Annotated in this window: 11 protein-coding genes; all 11 read right to left on the reverse strand. The window is 33.9% G+C overall.

The features are described 5' to 3' along the window. Window positions 1–93: 93 nt before the first annotated feature. The 11 genes from HNV10_RS07345 to HNV10_RS07395 all read right to left on the reverse strand — a co-directional run bounded on the left by HNV10_RS07345 (window position 94) and on the right by HNV10_RS07395 (window position 18,814). The gene (locus HNV10_RS07345; protein ID WP_173300688.1) at window positions 94–972 is read right to left on the reverse strand and encodes a T9SS type A sorting domain-containing protein; all 879 of its coding nucleotides are present in this window, start codon (window positions 970–972) and stop codon (window positions 94–96) included. Between the two features lie 263 nt (window positions 973–1,235). Beyond that, window positions 1,236–2,849 (reverse strand): sulfatase, encoded by a 1,614-nt coding sequence (locus HNV10_RS07350; protein ID WP_317166889.1) that lies wholly within the window; start codon window positions 2,847–2,849, stop codon window positions 1,236–1,238. Window position 2,850: 1 nt separating this feature from the next. Next, window positions 2,851–5,022, reverse strand: a complete 2,172-nt coding sequence (locus tag HNV10_RS07355; protein WP_173300689.1) for a beta-xylosidase — start codon at window positions 5,020–5,022, stop codon at window positions 2,851–2,853. A 22-nt stretch (window positions 5,023–5,044) separates the two neighbouring features. Next, window positions 5,045–6,448, reverse strand: a complete 1,404-nt coding sequence (locus HNV10_RS07360) for a cellulase family glycosylhydrolase (protein WP_173300690.1) — start codon at window positions 6,446–6,448, stop codon at window positions 5,045–5,047. A 12-nt stretch (window positions 6,449–6,460) separates the two neighbouring features. Then, complete coding sequence (locus tag HNV10_RS07365; RefSeq protein ID WP_173300691.1) at window positions 6,461–7,429, reverse strand: T9SS type A sorting domain-containing protein; 969 nt, start codon at window positions 7,427–7,429, stop codon at window positions 6,461–6,463. Window positions 7,430–7,781: 352 nt separating this feature from the next. Next, entirely contained in the window at window positions 7,782–8,027 is a 246-nt protein-coding gene (locus HNV10_RS07370) for a LamG domain-containing protein (protein WP_173300692.1), read from the reverse strand. Between the two features lie 124 nt (window positions 8,028–8,151). Continuing rightward, window positions 8,152–11,004, reverse strand: a complete 2,853-nt coding sequence (locus HNV10_RS07375) for an alpha-L-rhamnosidase (protein WP_173300693.1) — start codon at window positions 11,002–11,004, stop codon at window positions 8,152–8,154. A 123-nt stretch (window positions 11,005–11,127) separates the two neighbouring features. Next, window positions 11,128–12,180, reverse strand: a complete 1,053-nt coding sequence (gene rhaT / locus HNV10_RS07380) for an L-rhamnose/proton symporter RhaT (RefSeq protein WP_173300694.1) — start codon at window positions 12,178–12,180, stop codon at window positions 11,128–11,130. 166 nt (window positions 12,181–12,346) lie between these two features. Next, window positions 12,347–13,753, reverse strand: coding sequence for a sulfatase (locus tag HNV10_RS07385; protein WP_173300695.1), 1,407 nt, complete (start codon window positions 13,751–13,753; stop codon window positions 12,347–12,349). Between the two features lie 80 nt (window positions 13,754–13,833). Then, window positions 13,834–17,352 carry a glycosyl hydrolase gene (locus tag HNV10_RS07390; RefSeq protein WP_173300696.1) on the reverse strand — a complete coding sequence of 1,173 codons (3,519 nt, stop codon included), beginning with the start codon at window positions 17,350–17,352 and terminating at the stop codon, window positions 13,834–13,836. A gap of 49 nt (window positions 17,353–17,401) precedes the next feature. After that, complete coding sequence (locus tag HNV10_RS07395; protein ID WP_173300697.1) at window positions 17,402–18,814, reverse strand: L-fucose/L-arabinose isomerase family protein; 1,413 nt, start codon at window positions 18,812–18,814, stop codon at window positions 17,402–17,404. Between the last annotated feature and the right edge of the window lies 1 nt (window position 18,815).

Consider the following 18,815-nt stretch of genomic DNA (forward strand, 5'->3'; position numbering starts at 1 on the left):
TACTATTTAGTATTTAACAAAAAAATCATCCTATCTTTTTTACATTGCAAAAGACAGGATGATTTTAAAAATTTTCTATAAATTAAATGATGCTTATTCTTTTATAATTTTTTTACTGAAAGTAGCACCATTCTCTCCTTCTAGTTTAACAATGTATATACCACTAGTAAGTGTACTTACATCTAAATTAGTTGAAGATGTATCAGCTTCAAGACTGCTTGTAATTACTTGTTTTCCAAGTAAGTCGTAAACAGAAATTTTATTAATATTTTGATTTAAACCTTCAATTGATAACTCATCTTTAACTGGGTTTGAGATAAAAACAGAACTTGTATCAAACTCTTCATCGCTTAATGGCAATGCCTCTATAAAAACAAATCTAAGTCCATCAATTCCACCACCATCAAACAACACATCCTCGCCTGCTGCAGTTGGTATTACACCATATCTTGAACCACCTGACGCTCCTAATGGTTTAACAAACAATGCATCGTTTCCAGGACCACCAAAACCAGCGGTTCTTCTTCTTTGAAATTGATCAAAACCGTAATCTGCAGCAGTCTCATCAGCTACTGGAAGACCTGTTCTAACAGAAATCCTAAATTCTTTATCATTTTGATCAATAGCACCAGTTTCATCTGTAGCTATAGTTGATTGATCTACAATCATTGTAAACGGACCAGGACCAGGAGTAACGTCTGCTGTAATTTGAACGTAACCAGTACCACTTGGAGTAACATGATCTTGTATAGTCCAAACTTGCGTTGGATTATTGCTCCCAATTTCTTCTGCCCATACTAAATCGCCAGTAGTACCATCAATAGTAAGATAAAGTTCAGGAGTTGAACCACATGTTGAAATCAAATAAGAACCCTCTTCGAGATATATTTCAGGACATGCCTGAGCCTGTACTTGAAGCATACACATGCTTAATAATAAAAATGCGCTAATTTTTAAAGTAATTTTTTTCATAATTTATTAGTTTTAATTAATTAATATTTAGTTAGTTGCAAGACAGCAACCGTTTTGCGTTATAAATATATTTATAAAAAATTAGGATAGTATCCTGCACTAACCTGCACCAATCCTAAAATTATTTTTATTTGATTACAATTTTATAGTTTTAGTTGACTTGAAGCTATTGAAACCAGAGTTCAAAAACTCTTGTTTCAATTATTTCCTTTTATTCTAATTTTTTTTTAAAAGAATTCATCATTTCGATTTTAGCTTTTAATTTAATCAATTGTTACTTTACTCTTCCACCAATTGTCATTGGGCTGAAAGTCTTTTGAAAGTACTTTTAGTCTATTATTTTCTAGTGATGGCCACTTATTGTTTATGGTATTTAGTCTCCTGCTTTCAGCTTTTGATTTATTGTACTCAGTGTCTTCAGTTGGAAACTTTGCATTAACTTCTTTTAACCACAACATCAAACTATCACTCATATTTTCTACTATTTTTGGATAACTTGAAATTACATTTAACGAATCGTGCTCTGTTGATGGTAACTTATAAAGTTCTTCATGACCATCTTCCCAATAATGAATTAGCTTCCAACCATCTTGTTGAATTATAGAGGTTGGTTCACCGCCTTGATTTCCATAATGCGGATAATGCCAATACAATGGTCTTTTAACAATTAAATCTTTGCCTTCTAACAACGGCTTAAGACTTATACCATCTGCATGCTGTTGTTGGTTAAGTTGTAAATTGGCTAAATCTAAAAGTGTAGGATAAAAATCAGTACCTATAACTGGACAATCCGTTTTTGTTCCTCCATTGTCTAACCAAGGTACCTTTATAAAAAAAGGTTCTTTTATACCACCTTCCCATTGATAGCCTTTTCCTCCTCTTAAAGGTAAATTACTTGTTGCGTAATGATCACCAGAAGCAACTCCTCCATTGTCTGATGTAAAAACTACGATGGTATTATCTGCTACTCCATTAGCTTCAAGGGCTTCTAAAACAATGCCTACAGCATCATCCATAGTTTCTACTAAGCCAGCATAAATAGGGTTATCTTGAACTTGACGAATAGGTAAGACACGCTCCATCGCATAACCTTTATCTGCTATTACTGCGCTATCAGCCTTGTCTCTATATTTTTTCCACTTTTCTTGTGTGGTTTGAATTGGTGCATGTACCGCATAAAAAGATAAAAAAGCAAAAAATGCAGAATCTTTATGCTTGCCAATAAAATCTGCTGTTTCATTAGCCAATCGTATCGTTAGGTTGTCACCTTTATTCTTGTTCTGAAGTTTAGGATTGTTCCATGGAGAAAAATAGCCTCCTCTAGGCGAACCTGCATCTATACCTGCAATATTGATATCAAAGCCGTGATTTTCTGGATAAGACCCTTCACCTCCTAAATGCCACTTACCAGCAAAAAAAGTCTTGTATTCTGCTTGTTGAAAAGCTTCTGCAATAGTTATTTCTGCTTTTGGCAATGTATGTATGTACTCGGCAGGCAATAGTTTATCATGCCTATTTCTGCTTCTCCAATTTTCTCCAGTTTTTGCTCCAATCCAATCCGTTATGCCATGTCTTGCAGTAAATTTACCTGTCATTATACTAGCCCTTGATGGACTGCAAACACGACTTGCCGCATAGCCATTTTTAAAAATCATAGATTCGTTTGCTAACTGGTCTATATTTGGCGTTTCGTAAAATGTACTCCCTGTAACTCCTAAATCGTGGTATCCTAAATCATCAACTAAAATAAATACGATATTAGGCTTATTTTTATTCCGAATTGATTCCGCTTTCAAACTATCTGATGCACTCTTTTTACCATCAACACAAGAGTTAAAGAGCATTACAATAACGATAAAAAAAGCAGACGCTTTCACATTATTTAACGTTAAGCGTCACTTTCTGTAAATCTTTATCTAAAGACGAAGCACCAACTGAAATCGTAAATGTACCAGGTTCTACCACTTTTTTCATTTCTTGATTTAATACATTTAGTTCATCAAATCCTAACTTAAATGTTACGGTTTTTGTTTCTCCTGGTTTTAATGATATACGTTCAAATCCCTTCAGCATTTTTAAATAACGACCAACAGATGCAAAATCGTCTCGCACATACATTTGTACCACCTCATCACCTTCTCTTTTTCCGGTATTTGTTACTTCTACAGAAACCGTAGTTGATCCATCTGCATTTATTGTAGCACTTTCAATTTTTGGTGTACCATATTTAAAGGTTGTATAACTTAAACCATATCCGAACGGAAATAAAGGTGACTTATCATTAAATCGATACTGTCCTTTTCCTGATCCAATGAAGTCTGGACGCTCAAGATAAGTGACCGGAACTTGCCCAACGGAGCGCGGAAAGGACATGGTAAGTTTACCTCCTGGGTTTACATCCCCAAAAATTACGTTGGCAACAGCATCACCAGCTCTCATGCCACCATACCACGTTTCAAGTACGGACGGAATATTTTCGGCTATGTAGTTTATACTCAATGGACGACCATTAATTAGTACTACAATTACAGGCTTCCCTGTTTTATAAATAGCCTCTACTAGTTCATTTTGAACACCATACAAATCGAGATCAGAACGGTCTCCGCCTTCACCACACGTTTTATGAGAGCTACCCACTACTAGAACAACTGCATCTGAATTTTTTGCTGCAGAAATAGCCTCTGGAAAGTCTTCTTTTGAGAAACTATCAATATCACATCCTTTAGCGTAGTTTATTTTTACTTTATCACCTACTTTTTTCTTTAAACCATCTAGAACTGAAACATAATATGGTGGTAATCCTGAATAGCCACCTAATAATTTGTATGTTCCCTTTTTAGGTCTTTCTTCATGAGCGTTAGGTCCAATAACAGCTAATGATTTTATATTTGACAAATCTAGAGGTAAGAGATTATTATCATTTTTTAGCATGATAATAGATTTTTCAGCAATCTCTAATGCAAACTCACGATGTTCTTCTCGACCTGCATTTACTGTTTCCTCATCAATTTCTTTTGGCTCTGTATCAAATAAACCCAATTTATATTTCGCTGTCAAAATCCGTGATGTAGCTTTATCTATGTAAGGCATCAGTGAAGGATCTTTCATTATTGTATCCTTCAAAACATTAGCGTGATACGTTGCTAACTCAACATTTTTACCTATTACCAAGTCCATGTCTACGCCAGCTTTTAAGCCTAAAATAGCAGCTTTAGTTCTGGTTTCAGAAATAAAATGCATAGTTTCTATTCTCCCTACATCATTATTATCTGAAACAATAAAACCGTCAAAACCTAATTCATCTCTCAAAATATCCTTTAATAACCAAGTATTCATATGGCATGGAACTCCGTTAAAGTCTTGATGACCTGGCATAACAGAACCTACTTGCGCTTCCTTTACTGCTGCTTCAAAAGATGGAAGGTAGACTTCACGTAATCGACGTTCTGACATGTCACTGAATCCTCCATTAATTCCACGACGGTTTTCAGGATATCCTACAAAATGTTTGGCCGTTGCAATTACATGATTTTCATCAAATTGTTCATCTCCCGTACCCTGTAAACCTTGAATAAATGCAACACCCATTCGCGATACTAAATATGGGTCTTCACCATACGATTCTTCAACACGACCGTAACGCGCATCTCCTGCGTAAACATCTAAATTAGGTGAATAACAATGCGTAACACCTAAAGCACGTGCTTCTAGCGCTGTTTGAGAAGCCATTTTTTTAATGAGTTCAGGTTCCCAAGTTGATGCACTGGCAACCGCTTGCGGATAAACAGTAGTGTTACCGTAATAATCAAGAACAAGCCATAATCCATGCAATGCTTCTCCATATTTCATAAACGGAATACCTAGCCTATCATTTGCAGGAGCATCTTGAGTCATTTCGGCAATCTTTTCATCTAAAGTCATTTTGCTTAGAAGTGTTTCTACCTTTTTAGCAATATTTGTATCGTCTTGATCTTTATGTTGTGCAATCACTTTGCTAGAATTACATCCTAAAAACAAGGCAACAAAACCTCCTAATATTAACTTCTTCATAAATACACTTTTAATTTTTATTCTATTCATAATTTCTTAAACCTGGTACAATTTTAATATTTACTTCCTCTTTACTTGTAGGCCATTTTAATACAATTAATTTTTGACTATTAGCATCCCAAATAAAATCTGTTGGATCAATGTTTTTAGCTAATTTATAAATTTCAAGACCAGTATTTTTTAATGGATTATAATACAAGATTGATTGCTCATCAATTATAATAGAAAAACCATCTGGATAATGTCTGTTAGCACCAACAAAAATTTTTGAAGCCCCTTTGCTGTTATCTGGCTTAATTTTAATATCTAAAGTTCTAGTAGCATGATTAAAGAAAAAAGACTGAATATCTCCTGCCATGGTTTGAGGAAAAGGTCTTGATATAACGTCTGTAATATATTTGCGCTCTACTGTACCAGCATCTGTACTATCACTAAATATGGACCAAGTTGAAGGTCCTCCAGGTAAAAAATGCTGCATAGACCTATTTCCTAAGAACCAAGCTTTAATTGAGCCAACTCCCATACGGTCAAAAACCTCCGCGGTTCTTATATACAGTTCTCGGTATTTTAATTGCCCTAATTTACCCTGTATCAATGTATCAGTGGTTGCAAATGTGGGAAAACCCCATTCTCCTATTAAAATAGGAGCATTTAACATGTCAGATTCCTTATCAAAACGTTCCATATTTCGTTTTATAAGATCCATATTATTTTGATATATGTGTGGAGCAAAAATGATATTCTTTCTGTTAATTGGTGCCTTAATTTCTGAATATTGATTATTGTCTATTTTCTCTCCTTTATTCATAAAAATAGATTGAAACAAAATCATTTTATCAGCATTAATTCTCTGGCTTTCATCTATTATTTTTTGATACAACGGAATGAGATATTTACGTGTTAAATCTTCATAGGAAATATCCATTGTTAACTTTCTTGGCTCATTAACGACATCGTATCCTAATACTGCTTGGTCCTTTGAAAATCGATTCCAAATTACTTTCCAAGCATCAATATAGGTTTTGTATTCTCCTTTTTTATTTAGCCAGAATTCTTCCCATACAAATTTATCGACACCATAAACTGTCATCTTAAAGACCGTTTTAATACCGTGATGTCTTCCAAGGTCAACAAGGGTATCTAATTTTTTGAGGTAATTTGGTTCTAACTTGCCACCTGGAAAGGAACTCAACTTACCAAGTTCCAAACGAATGACTTGCGTATTGGCACCCATTCTTACCATTCTGGCATAGTCATCACTATTAAAAAAGACCTCTCCTTTATGGTCGTTTGTATTTATTACAAAACCTCTTGGAATGACATGACGACTTGCATCATCTCTTAAGCCATGTTTTATTTGAGCAAACAAAACAAACGGCATGCCCAAAAAAAGAATTTTAAAAACAATGATTTTGAATAATTTCATTTAAACCTTTAATTATATTTTAATTATTTTTTTTGTAAAAACAGATTTACCATCACTACTAGTTAGAAAATAAATACCCTTTTCTAAACCACTGAGATCAATTGTTGCTTTTCTTAAAGTATTATCTATAGATTTTATAGTTACTCCAAGCATATTAGTAATTGATAGCTTTGAATTAATTGGCAAATTTTCAATATTTAAAACATCTTTTGTTGGATTAGGAAATACTTTTATACTTTCTTCTAATGTATTTTCAAAACCAGTTGATAATGATGCATCATAACAAGCGGATTCGTTATTTGATAAATCGAAAGCAACACCATCAGAAATACCATTTAATCTTAATACCATTTTATCAATAAACAAATATGACGATCTCGCATCTACGGTAATAGTGTAATCTTTTGCCTCATCAAAAGTCACAAACACCCTATATGCCTCGCCATCATTAGTGTTAGTAACAAATGTCCAATCTAATCTGTTCCCAAAGGCCTTAATAAAATTTTGGGTAGAACTTCCTGCTGCGCAAGTTAAATTTGGATCTTGATTACATAATGGCTTTGGGTATACCTTAGCGCCTTGTTTTAGTCCAAAAAAGTCTTCACCATCTATTTTTAACCATGCATCATTATGCTCTCCAGTTGCAGTTCCTTGACCTATTCGCATTCGCCATGCAAATCTATATGTTCCTGGAGTATTGATTTTAATGTTATATTCAATTGGTGCGTTAGAAAGATTATTAAAAGATTCTGGACCTGTCCAATACAAATATTCTGTTTGCACTGTTTGCCCATTTATAGTCTCGGTTTCAGTACCAATTTCCCATCTATCATCGTTTATAATACCTGATTCCATTTCTATGGTCAACAAACCATTCTCTTCCTCAAAAGGAAGTATTCCATCGCATGGTGCAGTTTGTGAAAAAACATTCAATGATAACGTAACAAGAACTAAAAATGGTATTGTAATTTTCAATTTCATAAGATTTTAAATACTATTAAAGCAATTCCGGTTTTATAATTATTCTATTTTTTATGTTGAACTTAATACTCTCATTACCATAAATGTGATTTCTTAAGTAAAGCAAATTTAATTAGGTCGAAAAAATGACTTTTCCGACCTAATTAAAATAAAGTGACTAACTCAAATAAAATTGTCTATACCTATGTATTTATTACATAGTTTATACATTCAAATTCAACATAAATATATTCTGAAATTGCGACACAGGCATCCTGTTGTATCCTGCAGAAATTATTAACTTTATATATTTAAAAGTGCTTTAACTTTATATTCCTAATTAAAATCTTCATTGGCGGACCAACATGAACCTTTAACCTATATAACCTTTTGAAGATTTATTTGCCTTATCCAAATCGTTTACCTCACTAAATAATTCACCATTTACATATTGTTGCATTTTATAATCTTTTATTATTAGGTGAATAGTATTCCAATCATTAGAATTAGTATTTAGTTTTAACTGCGATTTAAATTTAGTTTCTGCAATCGTTCTAGTTTGCCTGCAGTTTGTCTTTACATTTTTACGCAAGTAGGTTTTAGGTATACTATCAGGCATCTGTAGAATGGTTATTGTTGCCCCAATATAAGCTAATGTAGTTCGTTTTTTTTATAACTGTATTTTCATTTTTCAAGATAAAAAATAATAAACAAAGCTACCACAACTCCTACATCTTCCTTTTTTACATTGATTTTTTTGAAAATTTAATCTGATATTTCCCTGAACCAAAAATCACAGCATCTTCTACAATCTCTAACGTATTTTGCTTTTTAAAGTCTTCAACCAGTTGATTGTTAATTTCTAGACTTTCAAGTTCTGAAGATGTCACCATAAGTTTAGCTTTTGTATTGAATGGCACATTGAGATTTATAGCTAGGAGACCATTGTCTACTTTCCAGTCATTTTTTATATTACCATAAGGTGTTGGCACCGATACTTTTGTACTAGTTATTTCATTTGGGAATTCTGGGTCAACAACAAACAATTTATATCCAGGATGTATTTCAGAGGATTTAATACCACCTAACGATTCATAAAAATAAGCCGCAAATCCACTATGCATTGGATGGTTTAACGAATTGGTTGGACCTTCCATTTTCTCCCACTCAAACTGACGTTCTGGCCAGGTTGTAAAACCAGAATTAATCACATAAGTTTGACTTGGAAAATCTGGTGTGGTTAATATTTGATAGGCTAAATCTGCTTTTCCGTAATTGGACAAAACGGTGTAAATATAGCGGTTTCCATGTATCCCTGTGGAATGATGCCCTCCTTTAACTTCTACAATATTATAAGCTAATCCATTGACTACACTTTCAATTTTATCTTCTGGTACCATATTGAATTGTAATGCTTGGACAGTTGCTGTCTGACTTTGATACCATTGATAATTTGTATTAGGAATTTCAACTAAGAACTCTTTATTAAATGCCATCTTTAACGCTTCTTTTTCTTGTTTCATTTTTGCTTCATAAACAGAGTCGTTATTCATTTTGGCAAAACGTTCCATAATCCCTAAAACGTCATAAAAATAAGCATTGGCTGAAATGATTGGGTCGCATTCCATAGCACTTGGATTATTTCTTCGATCCCAAAGTGGTGGACACCAATCTCCCATTCCGTCTTGCATAATACCATCTTCTCCTTTAAAATTTAAATAGAATTCAGTTAAGTTTTTCATGTCTACGTAATACTCTTTTACAATGGTATCATCTCCATAAAACTTATAATTATACCACGGCAAATACATGGTAGCAACTCCCCAATCTATTTTAGCATAGGTCGATGTCCGTTTACCAGGTGCAATCATAGTAGGCACTTGAAAGTTAATTTCTGGGTTATTATGACCTTTAGTAGGTCGCATTTGTGTACGGATATCTTCCATGTATTTTTTATAGAAATCGTACATATCATAATTATACAATGCATATTCGCAAAAAGCATGTGCATCGCCTAACCAACCGCATTTTTCACGATGCGGACAATCTTCGGGAATTCCATGAATATTATCTACAATGGTCCATTTACTGATGCTGTGCATTTTATTAATTAATTCATCAGAAGAAGTAAAACTTCCAGTTTCTTTAATATCTGTAGCTACTAAAACAGCTTTAATCATTTTAGCATCTGGCTTTTTGGAAATTCCCGTAATTTTTGCATACCTAAATCCATGATAACTAAATTTAGGCTCCCAAGATTCTAAACCATCGCCCTTACAAATGTATTTATAAACCTGTGCCATACCATTGGCACCACCACCAGTTGAACCTTGAAAAATATCTTTTCCGTTATTTAATAAAGCTTCAGTGGTGATTACTTCAATCAACTGTCCTTCTTTTTCTTTAACATTGAGTTTTACCCAACCCGCAATATTTTGTCCGAAATCTACAATCCATTCTCCATCCGCACCTTTAAAGACATGTTGAGGTTCGAATTCTTTAAGCTTTTTAATAGGCGGAATTTGTTGAGCACTAATTTTCTTTAGTTTAGGTGACGCTTCTTTTGCATTTTCCCAGTTTTTATCATCATAGTTAACCGTTGTCCAATCACCTAATTCATAGCGTGCATCGTAGGTGTCTCCTCCATAAATATTGTTAAATACAATTGGTCCTGTTGCTTCTTTCCAAGCCTCATCAGTATAGAAATCAGCTTCAGTTCCATCTTCATATTTTAGTTTAACTAAAAGCTTAACCGTTGGTGGACCGTATGCCAAATCCTTATTTGATTCTGGATCGCGTTTCCACGAAATATTTTGTCCGTAAAACCCGTTTCCTAAAATAATTCCGAAAGCATTCTTCCCTAATTTTAATTCTTCGGTAATATCATAGTTGACATAATAAGCCTGCTTATCGTAGTTTGAAGGTGCAGGATCTAAAACATGGTCACCTACTTTTTCTCCATTTAGATACAATTCGTAATAGCCTAATCCGCAGATGTAAGCCTGAGCATTTTTTAGTTTTTTTTCAATATCTACCTCATTTCTAAAATAACTAGCCGCAAATCCATCAACAGGTTCTGGCTTTTGCATTCTCCCAGTTTTATAATCTCTAAAACGATGTTCTGAGGTTCTTGTGTCTTTATTTAAGGTAATCCATTTTGAAGCGCCCCAATTTTTAGAATCTATCAATCCGGTTTGGAATGTTTGAACTTCCGACCAATTTGAGACAGCTTCAGTTTCATCCCAAATTTTAACTTTCCAGAAATAGGTTTTTAAGGCCTTTATTGCTTTGCCTTTGTATTTTACAAAAGTTGATTTATCACTTTTTACTTTTTCAGAATTCCATACATCAGCTTCATTTTCATTTAATTTTTCTTCTGATGATGCTATTAAAATATGATAGGCTGTTTGTGATTTATTGTAACCCTTAGCATCAACAAACCATGAAAAAAGCGGTTTACCTTCTATTGTTGATGGGTTTTCTTTTGAGTTTACTAATAATTTTTTAAATACTAGCGTATTGTTCTCCTTGCTATTATCTGCACATGAGAAAATAATAGCAAGTAATAACAGAAAGTAAATTTGATATTTTGTCATTTTCTAAACTATTTTTCTAAGACATTAAAAATTATGATAAGCTCAAAGTTTTACTTTCTAGCACTCTAATTGAAAACTTTCCTGAAATTTGATATTTGAAACGCTATTTATAATAATAATCAACTATAAAGAATTACCAATACCTACCAACACTACAGATAAAAGAATTACTACAATTCCGGCTGTTATAGTCCATTTGGTTTTTTTAGCCACACCTTTCCATTCTTTACGATAAACACCCCAAAGATTGGCTGTTAAAATAATGGTTGACATGTGCAAAATCCAAGAACTTGCACCACTACCTAATTTACTTTCACCCATACCATAAAAGAAGAATTGAAGAAACCAAATGGTGCCTGCCAATGCAGAAAACAAAATGTTATTTCTAATAGGTGTACTCTTATTTGTAAAATCTTTGTAAGACTTATTTTTAATGCTTAATATGGTTGTCCAAACTAAATTGGTTAATAAACCTCCCCACAGAATAACAACAAAAGTGACGTTATTAGCAAATAAATGATCATAACCTGCTTCTACAGCTGCATCTGCCAATGGTTTTCCTGACTCTATCCCAAAACTAAAAAATGAACTTAAAATTCCTGAAAGAACGGCAACAATCAAACCTTTGACAAGATTAAATTCTAATACACTTTCCTTTTTTTCTTCATCAGAAAGTTCTTTTTCTTTTAACATACCTGCTCTTCCAGAAAGCCCAATACCTATGAGACAAACTAAAACACCTAGTAATACAATTTGACCTCCTGAAGACCCTAGCATATCTGTAAAAGAAACTTTGCCTTCTTGTGGATTAAAATTATAGTAAATAGAAGGCACAATAGCACCAAATGCAGCACAAAAGCCAAGTACAACAGAATTACCTAACGACATCCCTAAATAACGTACTCCTAATCCATAAGTTAAACCTCCTACACCCCAAAGCAAACCCATTAAAAAAGTAAACCCTACGATAGTACTAGAACCAGCAGCAATAATATCTAAAAATCCTGGCACGGTTAAATAGGCTGCTATAGGTGGTACAATTAACCATGACATCAATCCTCCAATCATCCAATAACTCTCCCATGCCCAACCTTTAACTTTATTGAAAGGCATATAAAAACTACCAGAGGCTATACCTCCTAACGAATGAAATATTACTCCTAATAATGCTTGCATATTTACTTTTTTAAATTTTTATCTGAGGTTCTAAATTAAACTTTGAAAAACACTAAACTGTCCTGTTGTATCATGACAGAAACATCTGTTTATATTTGCCATGCAATTAGACAAGCTATCTTTATTAGCTTATTAATTACTAATCCTAATAAATACTCTAGATTAATTAAAGATTTAATTGATTATTGTTGAAATTTATATAATCTGGATTTTTAGTATTTGGAATTGGTGCATTGGTATCTTCCCACCATTTTTTTAGAAGACTTAAAAGTTCTTCTACTTTTTCAGGATATGTTTCCGCAAGATTATTTTTTTCTCCAATATCTTCAGATAAATTAAACAACTCTACCTCATCGGATTCAAAATAATAATGAAGTTTCCAATCTCCTTTTCTTACCACAGAGCCTGGACGCGTTCTAAACAAAGGATCACGATTTTCATTATCACTTTCATTATACGCTTCTAAATAAATAGGAAAATGCCAAAATAAAGGACGTTCAAACTCCTGAACTTCTTCTTCTAAAACGGGTGCTAAATTATCTCCATCTAACTGAAGTGTACTAGCATCAACTCCTGCATATTGTAATACCGTTGGAAAAATATCTAAATTCGTTATGGGAACATCACTTTTAATATTTGGTTGAATCTTACCATTTAATACAAAGAAAAAAGGCTCTCTAATACCACCTTCATAATAGCTTCCTTTTCCTGCTCTTAATGGTTTTTGTTTGGTAATTCCATACAAACCGCCATTATCTGAAGTAAAAACAATAAGTGTATTCTCAAAAAGATCTCTTTCCTTTAATTTTTTGATGAGTAGCCCAATATTTCTATCTAAATTATCTACCATTGAAGCATATTCAGCATTACCTTGACCTTGCCAAGGTGATTTTTTTTCATATTTAGGTACAATACTATCTACCGCCATTATTGGCACATGTACCGCATAAGGCGAATAGTTCAAATAAAACGGGTTTTGAACGGTATCTACAAACTTTAAGGCATTTTCCATCACTAAATCAGTCAAATATTGGCTATTTCCCTTTTCTATCTTCACATTTTTATAAGGTGGATAATAGCTTTTAGGTAACCCATTGTGTCCACCACCAATATTCACATCAAAACCATATTCTAGAGGATTATCACTTAAATGCCACTTTCCTGCATGACAGGTAAGATATCCGTTTTCTTGTAAAACCTGAGGCAATATTTTGTGTTTTGGAGATAACGTATGTGTGTTTTTTATGGGAATTATTTTTCTATCTTCAGATTTCCCTCTTGTTGAAGGGCTTACTGTATAAATACCATGACGTGGTGCCCATTGTCCAGTCATTAAATTGGCTCTACTTGGTGCACAATTAGAGGCAGAAGCATAGCCATTTGTAAACACCACACCTAAACTAGATAGGTAATCTATATTAGGGGTTTCGTAATATTCGCTTCCCATAAAGCCAACATCTTTCCAGCCCATATCATCAACATTTATAATAATAATATTTGGTGCTACATCATCTTTTTTAGTGTTACAAGCAACTAAAAGAAACAGTAGAATGAATAAGGGAAATAGTCGCATTATGTTTTAGTTTTTACAAGTTTGTTAAAGGTTATTAAAAATAGTTTTAAAATCAAATTCAATTGATTTTATTTAAATTATTACAGTGTTTTCCTTTTATAAACCACAATTTTTACTGGTCCCAATAAACCCGATAGCAACAATTTTGAATCCTTATGCCAATGTTTAAATGCAGCAAGTGTTCCACGCTCGCTTGGACGTTCAGCATTGTTTAAAAGCCACTCTGGCCATTGTTTTATATGCGGTCCTTTCCGCTCATAATCGAGCGGTAATTGCTCATCACCAATTAATCTATTAGGCCAAAGATTAGTAATTTTTACCTCTAGTGTATTACTACCTTTTACAACTGCATTATCAATGTTAACAATAAAAGGAGCTTTCCATAATATTCCTAGATTTTTTCCATTGAGAATCACTTCTGCGATTACCTTAACATTACCTAAATCTAATTCTAAAGAATAACTCGGTTTAATGAGATTTGAAGGGATTTGAAACTCCTTTTTATAGCTAGCTGTCCCTGAAAAATAACAAATATCGTCTTCTAAAACATCTGACCATGAAATTAATTTCTTAAAAGTTTTATCTAAAACGACTTTATCTTTTAGAGGAAAACTCACATTCCAATCTCCTGTCAATTCAATAGGTTCTGGTACTGATTTTACTTTCAACTTTTTGGTTTTTCCATTTGAAGATTCATAGGTTATTTGACCAGCAAAAGGTGTAACCAAATTTACTTCACCTTCTTTAAATACTAATTTTGGCTCTGATGTTGGTTGATTTAATTTTAATAAACCACCATCGGAGACAGTAACAATTTTCTCTTCGTCATCAGTTGTGAAAATAACGCGTAAGGCTTTCTTTGTCTTAATCTCTTTTCCTTCAAGGAAACTGTCATTTACTGGAATTTCATATACTCCAGAAGTCACCATTGATTTTACTTTTTCAGTGACATCAAAAACAGGTTTGTTTGGAGGAATGCCATCAACACCTCTTGCAAATTTTCCAAAAGCAGCTTTCAAGATTTCTAATTTACCGTTAACAGGAGCATCAATTTCTAGCCATTCTTTTTCCATGGCATTTTTTTCGAATATCTCTTCTCCTGCTTTATATTGAATGCGTAATTCCTTTTTGTAACCAGGAGCAGGATCACTTTTAGAAAGCTCCCTTGTAGCGTGAATATTTAATCCATTTTTTTGAATCTTGTTTGCAACTACTTCTGTTATATCAACCAAACCATCAGGCAAAAATGTTCCGTATTCGGCTTTAATAATTTTCAAGTTTGAAAGAGGTTTTATCACTGGGTTTTTCAATTTCATTTCAGCATTAACAATATGTTGTTCGGAAAGTATCGGATTTCTAAAAACAACAAATACAGAACCTTCGGACTCAAAGGAAATTGACACTGTTGTAGTACCATCATCATTTTTCTGCCATATTGTGGCTTTAGTTATTTCTCCAGTTTCAGCATTCCAAAACTCAGGTTGTTTTTCTGATACTCGAAAACGACAGGCTAACTCTCGACGTTCTTTTTTAGAATTTACCACAAAATAAATGTCGGTATCTTCTGTTTTTCTGTGAATAAAATCTACAGATTCACGACGTCCTTCTTCAATTGAAAAGTCAGGAGGCAGTGTTCCATTCTTCAAAACATCTAGAATTGAATTCTTTTTTATAAAACCTTTATCCCATAATTTATTAGCCGTTTGTTCAACACCTTCATCACAGTCAGGATATTTTTTAAGACTTGGTGATTTGTTAGGTTTAGAACCAATAACTATCGCTCCATTCAGAGCCAGTTCTTCAATTTTAGTAAGAGTTTTAGGTGTTATCCACTCGGTTGAAGGCAATACCAAGGCTTGATATTTTTCACCTACAGATGTAAAAATTAAACCTTCCTTAACTGTTAATGAGCTTATTTTGTTAGACCCTATCACATCATAATCATATCCTAATGCTTTTATTTCTGGCATTAAAAGTGCATCATTGGGAGATGCTTCTCCTGTAAATACCAATACATCAGCTACAGAGGTGCCTTGTTGTAATAAAAACTGACCTCTACTAATATAATCCACAAAGGGTTTGCTTTGGTTCCACCACGTATTTAAGCGATTAAAGTCGGTTCCAAAAACCTGCAAAGTCAACCCAGGACCTACATCCCAAGGTTGATGCACATAACTATGAAAAACAAAACGATTAATCCCTTGTGCCCATGCTAAATCTCCCATGGCTTTAAGCGTACTTGGATGCTGATCCCAACCTCCCATTCCTGTAAAAGACTCTGCCTCAGCAATGGGGTTTCCATTTAATTTGGCAATTGAGGCCACAAATTTAGGAGAGTCAAAAAAGGCAAGGCTTCCGCTCCAGAACTCTGACATAACCATATCTGCGGCTTCACCCACTTGCATATTATCAAAAGGTCCCCAATAAGGTTCAATAGAAAGTAACATGTTGTTTTTGTGGCTGAGTTCAGCAAAACGTCCATAATAATTTTCAGCGATTAAATCACCTATGGTGCGACGGAAATCCCAAAGAAATCGTTCTGTTTCTTCTCCACTCTCGATATAATAACCAGCCAAAGCTGGTAAATATGAATAACAATCATAAGAACGAAGTGTTTTAAATTCTTCAGCGAAATTAGAAGTCCAGTTTGTGGTACCTACTTCATAACTATCAATATGACATCTTTTTACAGTGGTACCAATTAGCGTATCTAACTTTTTTAGTATAGGCTTAATGCTGCCATCCCAAAATACATCAACCGCTTGTTTATTCATTTTATCACATTCTAAACCACTACCACCATCACTTGGAAAACGATTCATTTCACCTGTAGGTGTATGTCCTATTCTTAAAATAACCCACTCGCCTGAAGGTGCATTCCATTCTAAAAGACCTTCACTATTAAGCTTCGATGTTAAATCAATAATGTCTCCTTTTTTTACTACTGCCAAATCAGAAATAGTTTTATCATCAGGGTTTAAATGACTACGAACTTTATGAGAAAGCGTTTTTATTTCTAATTCATCAATACGAACATCACTCTTGGGTTTTGGAAAAGCTAGAATAGCTATATCCTTGTAGTACCCTAATTTGGTTTTAGGTTGTTCTAACTTACCTTTAAACATTGTAGCTCCCTCATGTATTGTTTCTACATAAACTAGCTCTTGCATAGCGTATTCTGGAGTAATAGAAGGCCCACCAGATGAGGACCAACCAGCACCATTATGAAAACCTAAGTCAAGCCCCAAACGTTGTGCTTCCAATCCAGCATAGTTAAAGATTTCTAGCCATTCTGGACTTAAATAAGGCGCCACACCTTCAGGATTTCCCAAACTCACATTAAAAAGAATTGCGCCTTGAATGCCTACATTTTTCATGGCCTCTAAATCGGCGGTTATCCCCTTTTTTGTTACGTTTCCATTAATCCAAAACCAAATGGTTTGTGGCTTTGCACTTGTTGGAGGGTTCTGAAAATCCTGTTCCAATGGTGTACTTTGAGCTTGTATAACTGATACAAAAAAACTCAGCGTTAACGTTATAAAAATGGTTTTACGAACTATACTTCTAATTTTATTATGGATTACTTGATTGCTTGACATATAATGTAATTATTGAATAAGTATTTTTCGATTAAAAACCAATGACATGTTAACAGATACTAACTACCCTTAAATTCAACAATTTCCCGAATTTATCAATTTTGTTGGCAATATGTCCTACTCCAATGGCACAATGATGAGAAGGTCCTTGCTTAGACCATTCATTAATAAAAGCTCTTGCTCCTATAGAAAAACGGTAACGACTGTTTGTATTCCCAATTTGTAAAACAGGTCCTGCTACAGATTCTCCTTCTGCTACTAACAAAAACACATCATCTTTTCCTTCTACAACAGACAATAAAGTTACTGGACCGTGTTTTACGGTCATTTGAATGGACAATCCTTTTCCTGGTTTTCCATGATAAACTGGCAAAGGAACTAATTGTACATTTCCTTCTGCAATTGCAAAATGTGCAGGACCATCGTGACCTAACATAACAATATCATCATTAAAATCCATAGCATAAAATTCAGAGAAAGAACCTCCAACACCAAAGGCATCCATAATTTTCATGGCTTGAGCATTTTTCACTTCATATTCTCCTGCTACTGGCACATTTTTACCTGTTAATAAGGTGTTTCCTGCAATAACCGAAGTCACAATATTTTCGTATTCGTTACCAGATTCTCCTTCGTAATAATAGGCTAAGGATCCCAAATTATGATGTTCTACTAATTTATCTAAGGCTAATGATGTTTTTGCTGCTCTAATAATTTCTTCTGTTTCACACAACCCTAAAACTTCAAATGTATTATGAAACTCATCAATTTTTTCGTTAATTTCATTTTCTGTGACTTCGTCTCTATACTTTTTTAATTCACACATTTCAACAACTTCTATGTGCGTACCAAAAGCCGAAGATTGCTTTGTTAAATCGGAATAGACATCTAACATACCTGCATAATAATGTCCTAAAACACCCAAACGATTGTTGTTCATTACTGAAGCTACCCGAGCCGCATCAATCCAATCTTGTATTTCTACCCAAACCGATTCTTCATCTAAATATCCCGTAACAAACTCATAATCAAACCCTGAACGATTGAATACATTTGCCAATTCTGGAACAGAACAAGCTTGACAATGTGCCAACCACTCTCCTGTCATTTTCCCACGATCACCTAGAGCATTAAATTTTTCGTAATCAATGGCTGCTACTGGTTGGATGTTTAATATAATTATTGGACATTTCACTTTTTGTACAACGGGCAAAACCGTGGATGATAAAGCATAGGTTGACACATATAAAAAGAGTATATCAACGTCTTCTGCTTTTAATACTTGCGCCTTTTCTCTAGCTACGATTGGCGAATCTACCAAACCAACATTTACAACATCAGCACCAAAAGCTTCCATTTTTTCTGCAATTTGGTTTTGATAACCTTCCAAACGCTCTAATAGCCCTTCAAATTGAGGCCAATAGGTATCTAAACCAATACCAAACAATCCTACTTTTAACATT

The sequence above is a fragment of the Winogradskyella litoriviva genome (assembly GCF_013249065.1).
Lineage (GTDB): Bacteria > Bacteroidota > Bacteroidia > Flavobacteriales > Flavobacteriaceae > Winogradskyella > Winogradskyella litoriviva.

What these genes read in the sequence shown, in the direction of transcription:
- HNV10_RS07345 (WP_173300688.1), bottom strand. Translation starts at nt 972, where the DNA reads ATGAAAAAAATTACTTTAAAAATTAGCGCATTTTTATTATTAAGCATG.
- HNV10_RS07355 (WP_173300689.1), bottom strand. Translation starts at nt 5,022, where the DNA reads ATGAAGAAGTTAATATTAGGAGGTTTTGTTGCCTTGTTTTTAGGATGT.
- HNV10_RS07360 (WP_173300690.1), bottom strand. Translation starts at nt 6,448, where the DNA reads ATGAAATTATTCAAAATCATTGTTTTTAAAATTCTTTTTTTGGGCATG.
- HNV10_RS07365 (WP_173300691.1), bottom strand. Translation starts at nt 7,429, where the DNA reads ATGAAATTGAAAATTACAATACCATTTTTAGTTCTTGTTACGTTATCA.
- HNV10_RS07370 (WP_173300692.1), bottom strand. Translation starts at nt 8,027, where the DNA reads ATGCCTGATAGTATACCTAAAACCTACTTGCGTAAAAATGTAAAGACA.
- HNV10_RS07375 (WP_173300693.1), bottom strand. Translation starts at nt 11,004, where the DNA reads ATGACAAAATATCAAATTTACTTTCTGTTATTACTTGCTATTATTTTC.
- rhaT (WP_173300694.1), bottom strand. Translation starts at nt 12,180, where the DNA reads ATGCAAGCATTATTAGGAGTAATATTTCATTCGTTAGGAGGTATAGCC.
- HNV10_RS07385 (WP_173300695.1), bottom strand. Translation starts at nt 13,753, where the DNA reads ATGCGACTATTTCCCTTATTCATTCTACTGTTTCTTTTAGTTGCTTGT.
- HNV10_RS07390 (WP_173300696.1), bottom strand. Translation starts at nt 17,352, where the DNA reads ATGTCAAGCAATCAAGTAATCCATAATAAAATTAGAAGTATAGTTCGT.
- HNV10_RS07395 (WP_173300697.1), bottom strand. Translation starts at nt 18,814, where the DNA reads ATGTTAAAAGTAGGATTGTTTGGTATTGGTTTAGATACCTATTGGCCT.